The organism is Roseibium sp. SCP15 (genome assembly GCF_040329435.1).
Taxonomy (GTDB): Bacteria; Pseudomonadota; Alphaproteobacteria; order Rhizobiales; family Stappiaceae; genus Roseibium.
Genome location: NZ_JBDZYI010000002.1, coordinates 669,279 through 686,933 on the forward strand (window position 1 = coordinate 669,279; position 17,655 = coordinate 686,933).

General features: G+C 57.6%; 17 protein-coding genes. 1 reads left to right on the forward strand and 16 read right to left on the reverse strand.

What is annotated here, in order from left to right; genetic code table 11:
- Window positions 1-66: 66 nt before the first annotated feature.
- The 16 genes from ABLO27_RS10490 to ABLO27_RS10565 all read right to left on the reverse strand — a co-directional run bounded on the left by ABLO27_RS10490 (window position 67) and on the right by ABLO27_RS10565 (window position 16,216).
- Complete coding sequence (locus ABLO27_RS10490) at window positions 67-570, reverse strand: retropepsin-like aspartic protease family protein (protein ID WP_353032680.1); 504 nt, start codon at window positions 568-570, stop codon at window positions 67-69.
- Window positions 571-656: 86 nt separating this feature from the next.
- Complete coding sequence (locus tag ABLO27_RS10495; protein ID WP_353032682.1) at window positions 657-1,556, reverse strand: ribokinase; 900 nt, start codon at window positions 1,554-1,556, stop codon at window positions 657-659.
- 102 nt (window positions 1,557-1,658) lie between these two features.
- On the reverse strand, window positions 1,659-2,288 hold the full coding sequence (upp, locus tag ABLO27_RS10500; RefSeq protein WP_297580290.1) for a uracil phosphoribosyltransferase: 630 nt from the start codon (window positions 2,286-2,288) through the stop codon (window positions 1,659-1,661).
- A 67-nt stretch (window positions 2,289-2,355) separates the two neighbouring features.
- Window positions 2,356-3,597 (reverse strand): DUF1688 family protein, encoded by a 1,242-nt coding sequence (locus tag ABLO27_RS10505; protein ID WP_353032684.1) that lies wholly within the window; start codon window positions 3,595-3,597, stop codon window positions 2,356-2,358.
- Between the two features lie 14 nt (window positions 3,598-3,611).
- A complete protein-coding gene (locus ABLO27_RS10510) occupies window positions 3,612-4,619 on the reverse strand; it encodes an adenosine deaminase (protein WP_353032685.1) in 1,008 nt (335 codons plus the stop codon).
- Window positions 4,620-4,772: 153 nt separating this feature from the next.
- Complete coding sequence (locus tag ABLO27_RS10515) at window positions 4,773-5,993, reverse strand: phosphopentomutase (protein ID WP_353032686.1); 1,221 nt, start codon at window positions 5,991-5,993, stop codon at window positions 4,773-4,775.
- An 88-nt stretch (window positions 5,994-6,081) separates the two neighbouring features.
- A complete protein-coding gene (gene deoA, locus ABLO27_RS10520) occupies window positions 6,082-7,398 on the reverse strand; it encodes a thymidine phosphorylase (RefSeq protein WP_353032688.1) in 1,317 nt (438 codons plus the stop codon).
- A gap of 2 nt (window positions 7,399-7,400) precedes the next feature.
- Window positions 7,401-8,177, reverse strand: coding sequence for a deoxyribose-phosphate aldolase (gene deoC, locus ABLO27_RS10525; protein WP_353032690.1), 777 nt, complete (start codon window positions 8,175-8,177; stop codon window positions 7,401-7,403).
- On the reverse strand, window positions 8,174-8,983 hold the full coding sequence (locus ABLO27_RS10530; RefSeq protein WP_353032692.1) for a purine-nucleoside phosphorylase: 810 nt from the start codon (window positions 8,981-8,983) through the stop codon (window positions 8,174-8,176). Before ABLO27_RS10530 ends, deoC begins: the two co-directional genes overlap by 4 nt.
- Before the next feature lie 6 nt (window positions 8,984-8,989).
- Complete coding sequence (locus ABLO27_RS10535) at window positions 8,990-9,388, reverse strand: cytidine deaminase (RefSeq protein WP_352940421.1); 399 nt, start codon at window positions 9,386-9,388, stop codon at window positions 8,990-8,992.
- Entirely contained in the window at window positions 9,385-10,353 is a 969-nt protein-coding gene (locus ABLO27_RS10540; RefSeq protein WP_352940422.1) for an ABC transporter permease, read from the reverse strand. The genes ABLO27_RS10535 and ABLO27_RS10540 overlap by 4 nt, the downstream gene beginning before the upstream one ends.
- Window positions 10,354-10,355: 2 nt before the next feature.
- Window positions 10,356-11,462 (reverse strand): ABC transporter permease, encoded by a 1,107-nt coding sequence (locus tag ABLO27_RS10545; protein WP_353032694.1) that lies wholly within the window; start codon window positions 11,460-11,462, stop codon window positions 10,356-10,358.
- Entirely contained in the window at window positions 11,459-13,012 is a 1,554-nt protein-coding gene (locus ABLO27_RS10550; RefSeq protein ID WP_353032696.1) for an ABC transporter ATP-binding protein, read from the reverse strand. Before ABLO27_RS10550 ends, ABLO27_RS10545 begins: the two co-directional genes overlap by 4 nt.
- A gap of 69 nt (window positions 13,013-13,081) precedes the next feature.
- Window positions 13,082-14,077, reverse strand: coding sequence for a BMP family lipoprotein (locus ABLO27_RS10555; protein WP_353032698.1), 996 nt, complete (start codon window positions 14,075-14,077; stop codon window positions 13,082-13,084).
- 85 nt (window positions 14,078-14,162) lie between these two features.
- Window positions 14,163-15,164: a BMP family lipoprotein gene (locus ABLO27_RS10560; protein ID WP_353032700.1), complete on the reverse strand. Its 1,002-nt coding sequence runs from the start codon at window positions 15,162-15,164 to the stop codon at window positions 14,163-14,165.
- 68 nt (window positions 15,165-15,232) lie between these two features.
- The gene (locus tag ABLO27_RS10565) at window positions 15,233-16,216 is read right to left on the reverse strand and encodes a sugar-binding transcriptional regulator (protein ID WP_353032702.1); all 984 of its coding nucleotides are present in this window, start codon (window positions 16,214-16,216) and stop codon (window positions 15,233-15,235) included.
- 556 nt (window positions 16,217-16,772) lie between these two features.
- On the opposite strand from ABLO27_RS10565, the gene ABLO27_RS10570 reads away from it, so the two are divergent.
- On the forward strand, window positions 16,773-17,624 hold the full coding sequence (locus tag ABLO27_RS10570) for a DUF1194 domain-containing protein (RefSeq protein WP_353032704.1): 852 nt from the start codon (window positions 16,773-16,775) through the stop codon (window positions 17,622-17,624).
- Window positions 17,625-17,655 lie beyond the last annotated feature (31 nt).

Sequence of the window (17,655 nt, forward strand, 5' to 3'; positions counted from 1 at the left end):
ATGCCTCTCAATGGCGAAGGATTGTGCCTGAAGACCTGAGACGGATTCCAGGCGATAGCAACGGAATCACTGAACCAGTACTAGGGTGCCGCTGGAGATGTCAAACCGTTTCAATTGATTGAGGACCGACATGCCGAGCAAAGGGCCGCTAAGGCTGCTGTCCTTAAGAACCATGGCATCAATGTTCCGCAAACGGATGTTGCCGATGCGCAAGCCGTTTATCACGGCTCGGGCAGCGTAGGTGGTTCCGTTTGCGGTCCCGACCGCGTGTTTGAAGTCGGAAGGAGACAGCGATATCCCGATGTCGTCGGCAACCGATTCAGGCAAGGCAGTTAGAGTCGCTCCGGTATCAACCAGCATATCGACTGCCCGCCCGTTGAGGTAAGCGTCAGCCACATAATGGCCGTGACGGTTCAAGGAAATGCGATGTGTCCTTTCACCGGTGTCGTCATCTTCCACTTCAGATGCAGAATATCCCCGGCCAGATGCGTCCAACCGGCTCTCGATCAGACCTGGCAGGAACGGGGCAGCACCAATGCAAAGCAGAAAAATTACAACGAACCGCGTCATGGCCGAGCTTTTCTCAGAGCCTCCAAGTTGAGAAAATGATCGCGCTAAGCCCTATCACGTTTTCCTTAGCAGGCTGTAAAACCGGTTCAGACAATTTGATCTGCCAGCGCAGCGATATCGTTTTTGAAGGGTACGCTTGATTGGGCCCCGGTCACGGTACAGGCCAGGGCACCCGCAGCCATGCCTTCCTTAACTGCTCGTTCGAAATTTACTCCACCATCGAGCGCCGCGGCCATGGCGCCACAAAACGCATCTCCTGCTCCGGTCGTATCGGCGGCCTGAATTTCGGGTGCTTTCAGTTTCAAGCGTTGTTCGCCTTGCCCGGAAACAATACCTTGTGCCCCAAGCGTTACTACGACTGACCGTGATGGCGTCGTCAGCTGCTCCACGAACGTGACCGGATCACCTGAAAGACTGAGGTGACGTGCTACCTCGGCGGCTTCGGTCTCGTTGACTACAAGCGTGTGGACTTCATCCAAACAGGAAAACAGGCTGCCTTCCGGAACAGGAGCAGGGTTCCAGAAGATCGACGTTCCGGCTTGTCGAGCAAAATCCAGGGCCCTGCTAAAACTCTCGAACGGCAGATCTCCTTGAAGCATCAGCATATTGCTCGTTGCCAATCCGGTTTCCAACCATTCCGGGTCGATCCTGGCGTTGGCTCCTTTGGCCTCGATTATCTGGTTTTCGCCGGCTGGATCAATTCCGATGAAGGCGAGTCCTGTCGTTCCATCCAAAGTGCGGACACCAGAAAGATCGACGCCGTCATTGCGCAAGTTCTCCAAGGCCGGTTCAGCAAAGGCATCCTTTCCAACGGCCCCAACCATGGCGACCTTTGCTCCGGCGCGCCTGGCAGCAAGGGCCTGATTTCCCCCTTTGCCACCTGGAAAGGTCTGATGATCAGGGCCTGCCACGGTCTCTCCCGCTGATGGCAGCCGCGGCACGGCAACGACAAGATCCAGATTGATTGAGCCGAATATGGTAATCATGACACCTCCCAGTTGGTGACGAGGTTAGAGCGCACCCTGACAAGAGCCAACAAAAAAGCGCGGAGAAATCTCCGCGCTTCAATTTCTTCAACGTCCGGCCGCTTACTTTGTGCCGTACATCCGATCACCGGCATCCCCAAGACCTGGAACGATATAGCCTTTTTCGTTCAGCTTTTCGTCTATTGCGGCCGTGTAGATCGGAACATCCGGGTGCATTTCGTTGAACTTCGCAACTCCCTCCGGAGCCGCCAGGAGGCACAGGAAACGAATGTTGTTGGCGCCGCGTTCCTTAAGTTTCTGAACAGCTGCGATCGCGGAATTGGCTGTGGCCAGCATCGGGTCGACAACAATCACCAGACGCTCATTGAGGTCTTCAGGAGCCTTGAAATAATACTCCACCGGTTGCAACGTTTCCGGATCCCGGTAAAGCCCGACATGCGCAACACGTGCAGACGGTACGAGTTCGAGCATGCCTTCCAGAAGGCCGTTGCCGGCGCGCAAGACCGAAGCGAACACGAGCTTCTTGCCGGCAAGCATAGGTGCCTGCATTTCGGCCAGCGGCGTTTCAATCGTCTGACGGACAATCGGCAGGTCGCGGGTGACTTCGTAACACAGCAGTGTCGAGATTTCGCGCAGGAGGCGCCGGAACCCCTGGGTAGACGTTCCCTTGTCGCGCATGATTGTCAGCTTGTGCTGGACCAGCGGGTGGCTGATGACATTGGCTCCGGACATAACTGCCTCTCTTTGTATGGGCCCGTGCAATTCCGGACCGGTCTCTTAATTCTTCTATGTTCGAGACCTATGCCCCGAACGGCAACCAAAAAACAGACCCTGGATTGAGATATTGCCCCAGTTTTTTGCAGTTTTCCTTATCTAGCTGCAAAATCCGGTTTCCCGCGCGGCTTGTCCCTCCCTCCAGAATGCATGTCAGGGGCAATTGTTCCGCCGGAACCTCCAGTTCATCGCGCAGCCGATCAGCCAACTTATCTGTCAGAGCACTGCCAACGGCCCGAAGCTCGATCATCCGGTCCAGCGCCTCATCCTGTGCGAGTTCACGATTGGCACTGCGGACTCTCAAAACCCCTGCATCCGAAAACAGCGCAACGTGTGCATCATCGGCAGGTGCCGTAAGCACAGCGAGAGAATCGACCTCCAAACCAGCCCAGGCAAAGGGTTCTACCATCGAGTACACCATTTCCTGCGCGGACATGTGGAATGGAATGATCCCGTCGTAGCTTTCAGCGGATTGTGATGAAAGACGGAAGCTGTCTCCGAAGGTGATTTCGTCGGACTGAGCCCCACCCTCCCAGACCGGAGCCAGGGCTTCCAGCAGATTGTCCAGAATCTGCTCGGCGTTGACCGCGCCGTCGCTTTCCGCCGCCAAGCGTATTGCAAGCAAACCCGGACGGATCACATCTTCTTCAGAGAACAGATCCGGGCGAAGTGCCAATGCCTCGCCAAGGCGTTTCAGATGTCGCTGCATCGCCTCCAGCAATTCGACATCATCCTGCAAACTCCATTGGAGACCGGACGCAAGTTCTTCCATGTCCATGCGGATCAGGGTCTGCGCATCGACCCGGTAGGGATCGGACAACTCGGTGGAGAAAGACCCGGCAGCAAACATATGAAATGCCGCAAGTGCCGAAGCTTCGTTGCCACTTGTCTCGGTTCCGGTCATCGGATCCTTGAAGACCCAATTCTCCGGTGCTTGTGTTTTCATGAAACACGCAAGAACCGCCAGGTCCGCCGAAGCAGCCAACATCTCTTCGGCCGTCTGGAACTCACGAGCGCTGGCAAGTGCCCCCCAACGATCAATGCCACCGGCTTCAAAGTCACGCCACACGCCATATGGCGGGATATGGAAGTCAGGATAGGATTCCTTTGTCGCCTCCAGAACGCTAACGAGAACCTTCTGCAGACCGGATAGGTCGACCTCGGCATGAGCCAGCGAACCAGAGACTGCCTGTTCCAGAAGAAGGTGCGCCTTGCGACGTACTTCCTCAGGTCTGAACAGTTCCAGGGGTGAATTTGCAGCATTCATGGACACAATTCCGGTCAGTTGCCGTCGGCGCCCTGCAAGGCACTTTCCAGGCGCACCAGCAGACGGTTTCTCGTTGCATCATCGCAGAACGCGGCCTCGATAGCAGTACGTGTTACCGCGATCTGGTCTTCAGGAGACCAGTTAAAGGTTTCGGCAATGGAGGAATATTCCTTGCCGAGTGTTGTCCCGAAAAACGGCGGATCATCCGAATTCAGCGTAACCTTGACCCCTTCACGCCGAAGCATGTTGATGGGGTGAAAGCGCAGGTGCGTATAGACACCCAGAGACACATTCGAACCGGGGCAGACTTCCAACACGATGTCCTCATCGGCGAGGCGTTTCACAAGGTCCTTGTCTTCAACCGCCCGAACACCATGGCCGAGGCGTTTAACGCGCAAGAATTCCAGCGCAGCCGTCACGCTGTCAGGACCTCCGAATTCGCCTGCATGCGCTGTTGTCCCCAACCCTGCTTCCGATGCCATCCGGAAGGCCTTGGCAAAATTCGCCGGATGTCCGGATCGTTCGTCTCCGGCAAGGCCGAATCCCGTGACCAGAGGATGCGGATTTCCGATGACTTCCTTAACTACCTTTTCCACGGACGCCGAGCCGAAGTGGCGTACGCCAATCGCTATCATCCGACCTTCAATGGCTGTGTCGTTCTTGGCCCGCTCCATGCCGGTGGCAAGGCCTTCAACATAGGAGCGGTAAGACAATCCTGCAGCCTGGGCATGATCGGGAGAAATGAAGATCTCCCCGTAGATCGCGCCTTCCGCGGCCAGCATGCGGAAATACGTTTCGGCAAGCAGCGCATAGTCGGAGGGTGTCTTGAACACAGCGCTTGCAGTGTCATAGGCCTTCAGAAAGGTGGTGAAGTCCGTCCAGAGATACTTGCCGTTGCCGTCCAACACCGATGAGACGTCGTCACCATACTGGCTGGCCAGCCGCTGTACCAAAGACGGTGGCGCTGCACCTTCAATGTGACAATGCAGTTCAGCCTTTGGAACCGTAACAGGGGCGTTCATATCCGGCTTATCCTCATTCCCGAGAAACCTGCATTGTCAGACCATTGGCCTGACCGCCTGTTCTCATTCGTGTCTGATCCTTCTCAACAAGAAGGAAACTGGAACTCGCGTTCTTGGTGCCTGAATCACCAAGCCGCAAAAACGGTCATCATCCTACAAGAAGCTGGTCCCGTTTGCTCCCTGTGCAACACCAAGGAGTTCGGCAATGCTCTCGCCAATATCGGCATAGGTCTCACGACCGCCGACGCTCCGGCCCGCAATACCGGGCCCGGTCGCGATCACCGGCACATGCTCTCTTGTGTGATCGGTACCTTCCCAGGTCGGGTCGCAGCCGTGATCGGCGGTCAGGATCAACAGATCTCCCTCGCGCAACCTGGCGATCATCTCCGGAAGGCGGCGATCGAAATGCTCCAGCGCAGCGGCATATCCGGCGACATCGCGCCGGTGGCCATAAAGAGAATCGAAGTCGATGAAGTTCGAAAAGACAAGATCACCGTCTTTCGCCAGTTCCATGGCTTCCAGCGTCTTGTCGAAAAGCTGATCGTTGCCCGCGCCCTTGAGTACTTTCGCGACACCTTGATGAGCAAAGATATCCGATATCTTGCCGACACCGATCACCGTCCGGCCATCTGCCGTCAAACGGTCCAGGAGGGTCGGTTCGGGAGGCAGAACGGAATAGTCGCGACGATTTGCCGTACGCTCGAAGGTTTCAGATGTGTCGCCGACAAACGGGCGGGCAATCACCCGGCCGATGTTGTAGGGATCAGCGAATTCGCGGGTGATCTCGCAAAGCTCATAAAGCTTGTCGAGACCATAGTGTTCCTCATGAGCAGCAATCTGGATGACGGAGTCCGCAGAGGTGTAGAAAATCGGCTTTCCGGTTCTGATATGCTCTTCGCCCAGTTCGGCGATTATCACCGTCCCCGAGGCATGCTTGTCTCCAAGTATGCCGTTCAGGCCCGCCTTTTCACTGATTTTCTCGATCAGTTCAGCCGGGAATGTCGGGATCGTTTCCGGGAAGTAGCCCCAATCGAAGCGAACCGGAACACCGGCAATTTCCCAGTGTCCGGACGGCGTGTCCTTGCCGTTGGAAACCTCTGCGGCATATCCCCAGAGCCCTTCCGGCTCACCTGAATAATCAAGTCCCGGGACATCCTTGCCGGTGGAAAGGCGGCCCGCTGCGCCCAGCCCCAGTCTATCCATGTTCGGCAGGTTCAGGGGGCCGCTACGCAAACCTTCCCGGTCACCTTCCCCGTTGGCGCACCTTTGCGCGATATGGCCCAAAGTATCGGACCCGGCATCGCCAAAGGCAGCCGCATCCGCTGCGCCGCCAATGCCAAAACTGTCCAGCACGCACAGAATTGCACGAGGCATGGGCATCTCCTCAAATTATCAATTGCCGGCACCAGATGCCGGAACGGCGCCGGAAAACCATTCCCCCGGCGCGAAACCCTTTCACCGGTTAAGGTGCGATGCGATCTACGACGCTTGGATGATCGACGACATCGATCGCAGCGCCCACTGCGTAGGCATTGCGCACCGCAACTGCTGCCGCTTCCGCATCTTCTTCGGACTTGGCATGAACAATTGCCAGCGGCGCATCAGCGTCCACCGTGTTGCCGACACCGGCAAGATCGGTCAGACCAACCGACGGATCAATGATGTCCGCAGCGGCCCGGCGACCGCCGCCAAGGGCAACAACTGCCACACCGACCGCCCGGGCATCCACACCGGTTACGACACCATCGTGTTCCGGATAGATCGGCGCCACCACCGGCGCTTTTGCCAAGTAGAGCTCGGTCTTTTCCATGAAATCGGCGGGACCGCCAAGGGCATGGACCATCTGCGCGAACTTCTCTGCGGCCTTGCCGCTGTCAAAGGCTTCGCGCATCATATCCGCACCGGCATCCGCAGTGGCTGCGATGCCACCGGACGCCAGCAACTCGCCGCCCTGGGCAACGGTCACATCCCACAAACGGTTGTCGACGGCCGTTCCTTTGAGAAAGTCCACCGCATTCTGCATTTCAACGGCGTTGCCGGCCGCTGAAGCGAGCGGTTCGTTCATGTCCGTCAAGAGCGCGGTTGTCTTCAGTCCGGCGCCGTTGGCAACCAGAACAAGGCTTTCGGCCAGCGCCCGGGCTTCTTCAAGCGAAGCCATGAAGGCACCGGTGCCCCACTTGACGTCAAGCACCAGTCCCTGAAGACCGGCGGCCAACTTTTTGGACAGGATCGACGCCGTGATCAGGTCGATGCTTTCCACCGTCGCGGTCACGTCGCGAATGGCATAAAAGCGCTTGTCGGCAGGAGCGAGGTTGCCGGTCTGACCGATGACGGCACAGCCAACTTCCTTGACAACCTTCTTGAACAGGACGTTGTCCGGCTGGGTCTGGTAGCCCGGAATGCTGTCGAACTTGTCGAGCGTTCCTCCGGTATGTCCAAGTCCCCGACCGGAGATCATCGGAACCGCCGCACCGCAGGCAGCCAGTGCCGGTGCCAGCATCAGGGAAACGTTGTCGCCAACACCACCGGTGGAATGCTTGTCGAGCACCGGCGCTTCAACGTCGGACCAGTCCAGAACATCCCCGCTGTCGCGCATGGCCAATGTCAGGGAAACGCGCTCGTCCACGGTCAAGCCTTTGAAGAAGACCGCCATGGCCAGAGCCGAGACCTGTCCTTCCGTCACGGAGCCGTCTGCGAGACCTTTGACAAAGAATGCGATTTCCTCCGCGTCGAGGACATCCCCGTCGCGTTTCTTTCGGATTAGTTCCTGCGGCAGCATTGTTAGTATCCTTGGTTGGCCGTCGGCTCTTTGCCTTCGATCGTGGCGATCAACGCGTCCAGCAGACCGCTTGCACCGAAGCGGAACGTGGTTGCGGACACCCAATTGTGGCCCATGATCTTGTCCGCCAGCGCCAGATAGGACGCGGCGTCTTCCGTGGTCTTGATGCCTCCGGCGGGTTTGAAGCCGATGACCCGTTCCGCATCGTCCCGACGCGCTTCCTCGATTGCGGTCAACATGATTTCCGCCGCCTCGAGAGTTGCGTTCACGGCAACCTTGCCGGTTGAAGTCTTGATGAAGTCGGCACCCGCGGCAATCGCCACATTGGATGCGGCATGGATCAGCAACGGATCTTTGATTTCACCTGTCTCCAGGATGACCTTCAGGATCGCCGGCTCAGGGATGACCGCCTTGACGCGAATGATCTGCTCCTCGGCAAATCCCTTCCGGCCCTCGGCGAAGGCCCTGTAGGGCATGACGAGGTCGATCTCGTCGGCGCCGTCGGCAATCGCCTGCCTGGTTTCGGCAAGAACGGCTTCAGTGTCTTCGCCACCTGAAGGAAAGTTCACGACAGTCGCGACTTTCACGCCTGTGCCGGTCAGCTCTTTCACAGCTTGCGCAACAAAACGCGGCCAGACACAAACGGCTGCAACCGATCCGTGATCGGTCACCGTTCGGTTCGTCAGCTTGGTGATGTCTTCGGCCGTGCAATCGTCATTCAGATTGGTCAGGTCGACCAGTCCAAGCGCACGCTTGGCTGTTTCAATCATATCGCTCATTGACCGATTTCCTTCACAAATGACCGCACGAGCTGCTTCATGCGCTCCATGCCCTGCAGAGCAACCGCCTTGGTTTCGTCATGCGACAGGGCGTGTGTCTGCATGCCAGCACCGTAGTTGGTGATGATCGACATTGCGGCAACGCGCATTCCCAGGAAGCGGGCCATGATCACTTCAGGTACCGTGGACATTCCTACAGCGTCCGCACCCAGCAACTTGGCCATGCGAATTTCCGCCGGCGTTTCGAAAGAGGGCCCGGAGAACCACATGTAAACGCCTTCGGCAATCGGGTCGCCGGTTTCCTCGGCCACCTTTTTCATTGCAGCCCGCAGCTCCGGATCATAGGCCGCGCTCATGTCGAGAAAGCGTTTTTCGTCTTCCTCTCCGATCAACGGGTTTTTGCCGGACCAGTTGATGTGATCGGACAACAGCATGGGTGAGCCGGGTGCCACTTCCTCACGCAAGGACCCTGCCGCATTCGTGGCCAGGAGGATCTCGCAGCCGAGTTCCTTCAATGTCTCGACCGGCGTTCGCATGACGGTGGGGTCTCCCCCCTCGTAATAGTGCGCTCGCCCGGACAGAATGACGACCGGAACGCCTGCCAGAGTACCGGCGACCAGTTCACTGGAATGCGACGTGACGGTGGACACCGGAAACTCGGTCAGGTGCGAATAAGGAATGCGGACAGCGTCCTCGACCTCTTCGGCCAAGGCACCGAGACCCGAACCAAGAATCATTCCGATTTTGTAGGAGCCCTCACGGGCAGCGCGGACGATATCCGCGCATTCACGGCCAAAACCACTCATTGAGGGTCAGTCCTTCTTGTCTTCTAGTTCAAAGGCGGCTGGCAGCAGCTCATCCAGTGTGAAGCTGCGCTTGATGCCGTTCAGATCGGCGACATGAACAACCAGGTTGTCCGTGCCGAATTCCGCAAACCGCTGGCGGCAAATGCCGCAAGGGGTGCAAAGAGCCGCGTCGCCAATCACCACGGCCTCTTCAATTTCGCGTTGGCCAGCGGCAATCATCGCGCTGACCGCTCCCCCTTCAGCACAAACGCTGACCGGGTAGGATGCATTTTCAACATTGCATCCGGTGAACACCGTTCCGTCGGGCGTGCGGAACGCCGCCCCGACGAGAAAGTTCGAATAGGGAGCATATGCCTTTTCACGAACTGCCTTGGCAGCTTCAAAAAGCGCGTTCAGATCACTCATGAGCGCTCCTTCAGGTATGGAATGCCAGCCGCTTTCGGCGGAATGGCCTTGCCGATGAAACCAGCCAGCAGAATCACTGTCAGGACATATGGCAGAGCCTGGAAGACCTGGAGCGGCAGCTCGCCGATAACCGGGAATTCAACACCCTGCATACGCGTGCCGGTCGCATCGAGGAAACCGAACAGAAGGCAGGCAAACATTGCACTCACCGGCCTCCATTTTGCGAAAATGAGTGCGGCAAGTGCCATAAAGCCCTGACCCGCTGTCATGTTGACGCCAAAGCCCGATCCGGCCGCGATCGACAGATAGGATCCGGCAAAGCCGCACAGGATGCCACAGGCAATCACGGCGCGATACCGAAGCCACGTAACCGAAATACCGGCGGTGTCCACGGCAGCCGGGTTTTCACCAACAGCGCGCAACCTCAGACCGAAACGGCTTCTGAAGAGCACCCACCAGGTCAACGGAACGGCCAGGAATGCTGCGTATACAAGCATATTGTGGCCGGAAAGAAGCTCGGCGTAAATCGGGCCGATGATGGGAACATCACGAACCTGTTCTGCGATCGGCCAGACAACATCCCTGAAACGGCCACCTTCGGGCAGGGAAGGTGTTCGGCCACCCTGGCGGAACCATGTCTGCCCCAGCAAAGCCGTCAGGCCGGCGGCAAGGAAGTTGATTGCAACGCCGGAGACGATCTGATTGCCGCGGTTGGTGATCGAGGCAAATCCGTGAAGAAGAGCCAGCCCGACCGACACGCCGATGCCGGCGAGCAGGCCAAGCCAGGCGTTTGCAGTCAGGTAGGCAACGGCCCCCGCACCAAACGCCGCTCCGAGCATCTTTCCTTCAAGGCCGATGTCGACGACACCGGAACGTTCCGAGTAAAGACCTGCCAGACAGGCCAGCAGCAACGGAGTGGACACGCGTACGGTGGCATCCAGGATCAGGATAATGGTTTCAAACATGATCACGCCTCCCTCGCAGCAAGGGCCCGGGAGGGCGTGAACAGTCTGACGATCGTCGGACGGAACAGGTGCTCAAGAGCACCGGCAAACAGGATGACCAGACCCTGAATGACGATAATCATGTCTCTGGTGATGTTGGGCATCTCGAAGGAGAGTTCCGCGCCGCCCTGGTAGAGCATGCCGAACAGAATTGCCGCCAATACGATCCCGACCGGATGGGCACGGCCCATGAGCGCCACCGCGATGCCGACGAAACCGTAACCGGTTACGAAATCGATCAGGAGACGATGCTGAGAACCCATGATCTCGTTGATGGCCATCATGCCCGCCAGACCACCGGAGATCAGCATCGTGACGACAATAATACGTACCGGAGAGATACCCGCATAGACCGCAGCCGTCGCATTGGCGCCGAATGAGCGGATCTCGAAACCGAGTTTCGTCCGCCAGATCAGCAGCCAGACAAGAGCACAGGCGGCAAGCGCAACGAACAGCGACAGGTTTACCGGAGCGTATCCAAACCCGAGCGACGGAAACAGATCGTTGAGAAACGGCAAACGACCGCCGTCTTCAAACGTGCGCGTTTCCGGCTGCATCGAGCCCGGCTTTTTCAGCAGGTTGTTGAGCAGGTAGACCATCAGCGAAAACGAGATGTAGTTGAACATGATGGTCGTGATAACGACATGGCTGCCACGCTTGGCCTGCAGCCAGGCGGGGATGAAAGCCCATGCCGCTCCCATGACGGCAGAGCCCAGAATGGCAAAGGGCAGCGTCACGTACCAGGGAACATACTGGTCGAGCGCCAGGCAGGCAAACGCCACACCTAGGCCACCGACATATGCCTGCCCCTCACCACCGATGTTGAACAGTCCGGCGTGAAAGGCGACTGCCACGGCAAGACCGGTAAAAATGAAGTTGGTGGCATAGAACAGCGTGAAGCCGAAACCCTCGACATAGCCGAGAGACCCCCAGACCAGGATCTTGACCGCTTCGAGCGGATTCTCGCCAATCAGGATCACAACTAGACCGGATACCAGAAAGGCAGCGGCAAGGTTCAGGAACGGGATCAGACCCAGGTCGACCCACCGTGGAAGCTGACCGGCACTCATTGGACGCCTCCTTCGACAGCGCTATGGTTGTTATCAACACCTGCCATGAGCAGGCCGAGGTCGCCCTCTTCCGCGTCGGCGCCGCGCTCACCGACAATCTTGCCGTCGAACATCACCAGCACGCGGTCAGACAGGGCTCTGATTTCTTCAAGTTCCACCGACACCAGCAAAATACCTTTACCTGCGTCACGCAGCTCGACAATTCGCCGGTGAATGAACTCGATCGCGCCGATGTCGACGCCACGCGTCGGCTGACCGACCAGAAGGACTTCCGGATCACGTTCGATTTCGCGGGCCAGAACGATCTTCTGCTGGTTGCCGCCTGAGAAATTGGCGGTCTTCAGCATCGGGTTGGGCGGCCGGATATCGTATTTCTCGATCTCGGCGACCGCGTTTTTCTTGATCGCACCCAGATCCATCAGGAGGCCGTTGGAGTAGGCCGGGTCGCGGTGATAGCCGAGAATGGAGTTTTCGTACTCGGTGAAGCTGTTGATCAGCCCCATACGGTGGCGATCTTCGGGCACATGGCCCATGTTCTTCGCACGCATGTCGGCCGCATCCAGGGTGCTGTTGCCCAGATCGATGGTCTCACCATTGATCTTCAACGTACCCGTGGTTGCGCGACGAATGCCGGAAAGCGTCTCCAGAAGCTCCGACTGGCCATTGCCGGAAACGCCCGCAACTCCGACGATCTCGCCTGCACGGACCGAGAAGGACACGTCCTTGACGACCTGCACACCACGGCTGTCGGTCACAGTCAGATTTTCGACTTCCATGACCGGCGCTTTCGGCTCGGCAGGTTTCTTGTCGACGCGCAGAAGAACAGAACGGCCGACCATCAGTTCGGCCAGCTCTTCCATCGAGGTGTTCCGGGTCTCGCGCGTTGCCACCATCTCGCCGCGGCGCATGACTGAAACGGTGTCGGTCGCGGCCATGATCTCACGCAATTTGTGGGTGATCAGCAGGACCGTCTTGCCCTGGTTCTTGAGAACTTCCAGGATCTTGAAAAGGTGATCCGCCTCGGCCGGTGTCAGCACGCCCGTGGGCTCGTCTAGAATGAGAACCTCTGCGCTCCGGTAGAGCGCCTTGAGGATTTCCACGCGCTGCTGCAGTCCAACCGGTAGGTCCTGGATAAGGGCGTCCGGATCAACGCGCAGTTCGTACTCTTCTTCCAGGCGTTTCAATTCGGTGCGTGCCCGGGCGAGACCGCCTGCCAGCATCGCACTGTCCTCGGCGCCCAGAACCACATTCTCAAGAACCGAAAAATTGTCGACCAGCATGAAATGCTGGTGAACCATGCCGATCCCCATGGCGATTGCCGCCTTGGAATCCGAAATGGTGACCTTTTCGCCATTGACGAGAATGTCGCCTGTGTCGGCGTGATAAAAGCCGTAGAGAATGGACATCAGCGTGGATTTACCCGCACCATTCTCCCCGATGATCCCGTGAATGGATCCCTTTTTTACAACAAGGTCGATATCCTTGTTGGCGTGAACCGCACCGAAGCTCTTGTTGATCTTCCGCAGTTCAATTGCCGGCGTATCGCTCATGCCTTCCCCCAGGCCTGACGGTTTATCGTTGTCATTGTGATCTGCCTCGCGTCCCTAACGCGCGCTGCCTCAAAAGGGGCAGGCGCCTTCGGCGACGACATCGTGAACCTTGATGGTCCCGTCCGAAATTCCGCTGACGGCCGCATCCGCAGCCGCTTTCATCTCGTCGGTGATGAGATCTTTGTTGTTGTCATCCAGAACCCAGTCCATTCCGCCATCCGCTACACCCAGAACCTGGATGCCCGGCTGGAACTTTCCCTCCTGAGCGGACTGGAAACTGTCATATACGGCGTTGTCGACCCGCTTGCGGATCGATGTCAGAACCTTGCCCGGATGCAGGCCGTTCTGATTGCTGTCGGTGCCGATTCCCAGAACATTCGCATCGGCAGCTGCCTGAAGCACACCAAGACCGGTCCCTCCGGCAGCCTGGATGACGACATCGGCACCGCGCCTGATCTGGCCTCTCGCCAACTCACCGCCTCGTACCGGATTGGCAAATGCGGCCGGTGTGTCGCCCGTCATGTTGAAGAGAACCTGGATTTCCGGGTTGGCTGCAAGCGCCCCTTGCTTGTAACCGCACAGGAACCGGTGAATGATCGGAATGTCCATTCCGCCGACGAAACCGATTGTCCCGCTCTGGGAAGCCATCGCGGCCAGCAGACCGCCGATGTAGGCACCTTCATGTTCCTTGAAGACGTAAGACCGGACATTCGGCTGGTCGACCACCATGTCGACGATCGCGAAATCCGTTTCCGGAAAGTCCGGGGCAACCTGGTTGAGGGCGTTGGCCTGATTGAAGCCGATGGCGACAACCGGCGTGTTCCCCCGGCTGGCAAAGTTTCGCATCGCCTGCAGGCTCTGGGCGTCGCGTTCCAGCTCGAATTCACGCACGACCTCACCGGTTTCGTCCTGAAACCGCTTCACGCCCGAATAGGCGCTTTCGTTGAAGGACCCATCGAACTTGCCGCCGACGGAATAAACGATGGCCGGTTCGGCCCAAGCGGCCGTGGCTGTGAGCGCCGCAGCGAAAACTGCGGAAAAAACAGTTGAATTGAGACGGAACATCCGGTCCCCCGCATTGGTTAAGCGGTAGAAAACTCTTGAGAAAGAACCTCCGCGCACGAGAGCGCGGAGGTCTTCAGCTACTGCCTTAGTTCGGGCAGGACTGATCGGCCATGTAATCGTGAACGACGATTTCGCCGGAGATGATCTGCTGTGTCGCCTGCTCGACGGCTGCCTTCATCTCGTCGTTGATGAGTTCGGCGTTGTTGTCGTCAAGTGACCAATCAACACCGCCTTCTTTCAGGCCAAGGACCTCAAAGCCGGAAGACCAGCTGTCGTTCTCGGCATCTTCAAATGCCTGGTAAACGGCAATGTCGACGCGCTTGAGCATGGAGGTCAGAACGGAACCCGGATGCAGAGCGTTCTGGTTGCTGTCCACACCAATGCCGAGTTTGCCGGCGTCAGCTGCGGCCTGCAGCACACCGATGCCGGTGCCGCCTGCGGCGTGATAGACGACGTCAGCGCCACGGTCGAACTGAGACTTGGCCAGCTCACCGCCCTTGACCGGATCGTTCCAGGCAGCGCCGGTGGTACCGGTCATGTTTTCAAAGATTTCAGCGTCCGGATTTGCCGCAACAACACCCTGCTTATAGCCGCAGGCGAATTTGCTGATCAGCGGAATATCCATACCACCGACGAAGCCGACCTTGCCGGTTTCGGAAGCCATGGCGGCCAGCATGCCGACGATGTAGGAACCTTCATGCTCCTTGAAGAGGATGGAGCGGACGTTCGGCAGGTCGACGACCATGTCAACGATGGCGAACTGGGTGTCCGGGAATTCCTTGGCGACCTTCTCGACAGCGTTTGCCTGGGAGAAGCCGATGGCGACGATCGGGTTCATGCCGCGCTTTGCGAAATTGCGCAGAGCCTGCTCGCGCTGGCTGTCGTTCTGAATTTCGAAGTCGCGGTACTCGATGTTGTAGTCCTGCTTGAACTTTTCAGCACCGGAATAGGCTGCTTCGTTGAACGACTTGTCGAAGCGGCCGCCCAGATCGTAGAGCACAGCCGGCTTGATATCAGCCGCGGCAGCACCTGCAACGGTAACAGCCAGTCCGGCAAGCGCTGTGCCGATGGTTAGAAACTTTTTCACGTGTATGTCCTCCGACATGCGGGGGCCTGCCTAGTTGCCGACCCGTTTCCCCTCGTGACCCAGCCGCTTCATGCGGACTGTGCCAGCTGCAATCCGGCCCGTGAACTCAAAGCCCTCGCAAGGGTCTCGTCCGCCACAAGGTCGGTAATGACACCGGTGCGCAGTGCGGCAAGCGTGGCGTCCACCTTGCTTTCCCCACCCACCAGCGCAATCACACGGCTCCCGCGCACTTCATCGAAGTGCAGCCCCACGGCACAATCGCCGAGGGAATCAGGCGCCAATTCGCCTTCAATCGTCAAAAAGCGGCCCATCAAGTCGCTGACAGCGCCGCCCGACATCAAATCTTCCTGTTCCTGCTTGGAAATCATGCCACGTTGAACAAGGTGACCTTCGTTCTCGACCGAACCGATACCGACAAGAAAGGCGTCCGACTGCCGCGCGCGCTCCATGAGATCCTGCACGCTCCGTTGTGTCAGAAACATCGCCTTTTCATCTTGATTTTCCGCAAAGTACGGAACCGGCAGATAATATCCGACCCCCCCGGTCCGCTCCTGCATCTTCTGAATAATGTCGTAAGGGTTTGCCGCGAGTGTGCGTGTGAGCGATCCGCAGATCGACATGATCTCCAGATCGGAGCGGGCAATCTTTGGCAAAGCCTCGACAGAAGCCGTCAGAGTGCGCCCCATCCCTACGCCAAGTCGCTTGACGTTGGCACCTGTCAGCAAACCGGTCAGGAACTGAGACGCAGACACCGCGACCGCCCGCAGCGCACTTTCATCGTCGCCACCACCGAGATCCGGTGCAATGATGCAATTCTTCAGTTTGAAATTTTCGGCGAGTTCTTCTTCGAGCTCGAGACATTCCTTCGGCCGACCATCGACCTGAAACTTCACATATCCGGCCTTTTGCGCATGAGCGATCAGACGATGCACCTTTGCCGGCGACACGCCGAGCTGCGCCGCAATTTCGCCTTGCGTGCGGCCACCCACGAAAGACAGCCAGGCTGCCCTGATGGCCATATATGATGTCCAGTCGTCGTCGCGCGTTTGCATTCGCGTCCGAAGCCTTCCCCTGAAGCCGATCCGGAACCTTTTGACGCCGGTCAGCCTTGACCTGCCCCTGTCGGAGCTATTGTAATTGGCAGCACGGTTGATGAGACCGGCCGAAAAATTCTTCACTAAGTGAGAATTTCTTCAGATCATGACCAGCCGAAGAGCCCGCGTCAACAAAAAAAAGATCCAAAACCCGGGCAAATTGCTGCATTTCACGGCATATATTCGCTGATTCTACCCGTTTTGCGCGTCGGAACTTTTTGCCGGGCAGTGCCGTAAATGTGACCTAAAGCGGAAAAAGTTGCCTAGCAAATCGGAAAATTGTGCCTATTTGTTAAAGATACGCACTCCGTGCGCATTTGATTTTGCCAGATAAACAAAATTCCGCTACGTTTGGCATGTAGCTTGCTAAGTAATTCGACAAGCTGAACCAAGGCATTCGCGAATGCCTCAGTAACTTTTACAAGGAACAGGAAGATCAATAGCTAAATAGAACAAAATAAAAAATTGGGGAGACGTGGCACGACGGCCGAAAGGCTGACCTAAGGAGAAAACCATGCGTCTCGACACAACAAAATTCTGTGCACTGACAGCACTCAAGGCGCTGTCACTCATGTTTGCGGCAATTCTGCTCGCTGCGCCATCGGCGGCGCGGGACTACCGCCCAGCCCTGCTTGCATCCACACAATATACTTATGATCCGGCCAACGAGGTGGACGTTGAACTCGTACTGGCCGTCGATATCTCCCAATCAATGGACACCGAGGAACAGGAAATCCAGCGCGCCGGATATGTGGCGGCTCTGACTTCCCGTGAATTCCTGGAAGCCATCCAGGTTGGACCAATCGGACGCGTCGCTGTCACCTATATGGAATGGGGTGGCGTCGACGAGCACTTCATCGTTGCCGACTGGACCGTTATCCGGGATGCTTCAACCGCGGCTCATTTTGCTTCGAAAATCGCAGAAGCCCCGCTGCGCCAAGTGCAACGCACGTCTATCGCCTCGGCACTGGAGAAATCCGTACACCTTGTTCAGAACAACCAGTATATGGGCCTGCGCCAGGTCATAGACATTTCCGGCGACGGACCGAACAACCAGGGTGGCTCCGTGACCGAAATGCGTGACCGGATGATTGCTTCCGGCGTGACGATCAACGGCCTTCCCCTGATGATGAAATCGAACAAGAACACCTGGCAGGCCATGCTGAACCTCGATCATTATTACGAGGATTGCGTCATTGGCGGCCCTGGGTCCTTTGCCATTCCAGTGCGGTCGAAAGAAGGCTTTGCCGATGCCATCCGCATGAAGCTGGTGATGGAAATTGCCGGACTGCGGATGCCGGAACCCGAGCCTTACTACCACACGGTTTCAGCGCGCGACCCGATCCGCTGCAACCTCTTCGACTGATCAGGCCACGTCTTCACTTACCCTCCTCCTT

What these genes read in the sequence shown, in the direction of transcription:
- ABLO27_RS10490 (WP_353032680.1), bottom strand. Translation starts at nt 570, where the DNA reads ATGACGCGGTTCGTTGTAATTTTTCTGCTTTGCATTGGTGCTGCCCCG.
- ABLO27_RS10495 (WP_353032682.1), bottom strand. Translation starts at nt 1,556, where the DNA reads ATGATTACCATATTCGGCTCAATCAATCTGGATCTTGTCGTTGCCGTG.
- upp (WP_297580290.1), bottom strand. Translation starts at nt 2,288, where the DNA reads ATGTCCGGAGCCAATGTCATCAGCCACCCGCTGGTCCAGCACAAGCTG.
- ABLO27_RS10505 (WP_353032684.1), bottom strand. Translation starts at nt 3,597, where the DNA reads ATGAATGCTGCAAATTCACCCCTGGAACTGTTCAGACCTGAGGAAGTA.
- ABLO27_RS10510 (WP_353032685.1), bottom strand. Translation starts at nt 4,619, where the DNA reads ATGAACGCCCCTGTTACGGTTCCAAAGGCTGAACTGCATTGTCACATT.
- ABLO27_RS10515 (WP_353032686.1), bottom strand. Translation starts at nt 5,993, where the DNA reads ATGCCTCGTGCAATTCTGTGCGTGCTGGACAGTTTTGGCATTGGCGGC.
- deoA (WP_353032688.1), bottom strand. Translation starts at nt 7,398, where the DNA reads ATGCTGCCGCAGGAACTAATCCGAAAGAAACGCGACGGGGATGTCCTC.
- deoC (WP_353032690.1), bottom strand. Translation starts at nt 8,177, where the DNA reads ATGAGCGATATGATTGAAACAGCCAAGCGTGCGCTTGGACTGGTCGAC.
- ABLO27_RS10530 (WP_353032692.1), bottom strand. Translation starts at nt 8,983, where the DNA reads ATGAGTGGTTTTGGCCGTGAATGCGCGGATATCGTCCGCGCTGCCCGT.
- ABLO27_RS10535 (WP_352940421.1), bottom strand. Translation starts at nt 9,388, where the DNA reads ATGAGTGATCTGAACGCGCTTTTTGAAGCTGCCAAGGCAGTTCGTGAA.
- ABLO27_RS10540 (WP_352940422.1), bottom strand. Translation starts at nt 10,353, where the DNA reads ATGTTTGAAACCATTATCCTGATCCTGGATGCCACCGTACGCGTGTCC.
- ABLO27_RS10545 (WP_353032694.1), bottom strand. Translation starts at nt 11,462, where the DNA reads ATGAGTGCCGGTCAGCTTCCACGGTGGGTCGACCTGGGTCTGATCCCG.
- ABLO27_RS10550 (WP_353032696.1), bottom strand. Translation starts at nt 13,012, where the DNA reads ATGAGCGATACGCCGGCAATTGAACTGCGGAAGATCAACAAGAGCTTC.
- ABLO27_RS10555 (WP_353032698.1), bottom strand. Translation starts at nt 14,077, where the DNA reads ATGTTCCGTCTCAATTCAACTGTTTTTTCCGCAGTTTTCGCTGCGGCG.
- ABLO27_RS10565 (WP_353032702.1), bottom strand. Translation starts at nt 16,216, where the DNA reads ATGCAAACGCGCGACGACGACTGGACATCATATATGGCCATCAGGGCA.
- ABLO27_RS10570 (WP_353032704.1), top strand. Translation starts at nt 16,773, where the DNA reads ATGCGTCTCGACACAACAAAATTCTGTGCACTGACAGCACTCAAGGCG.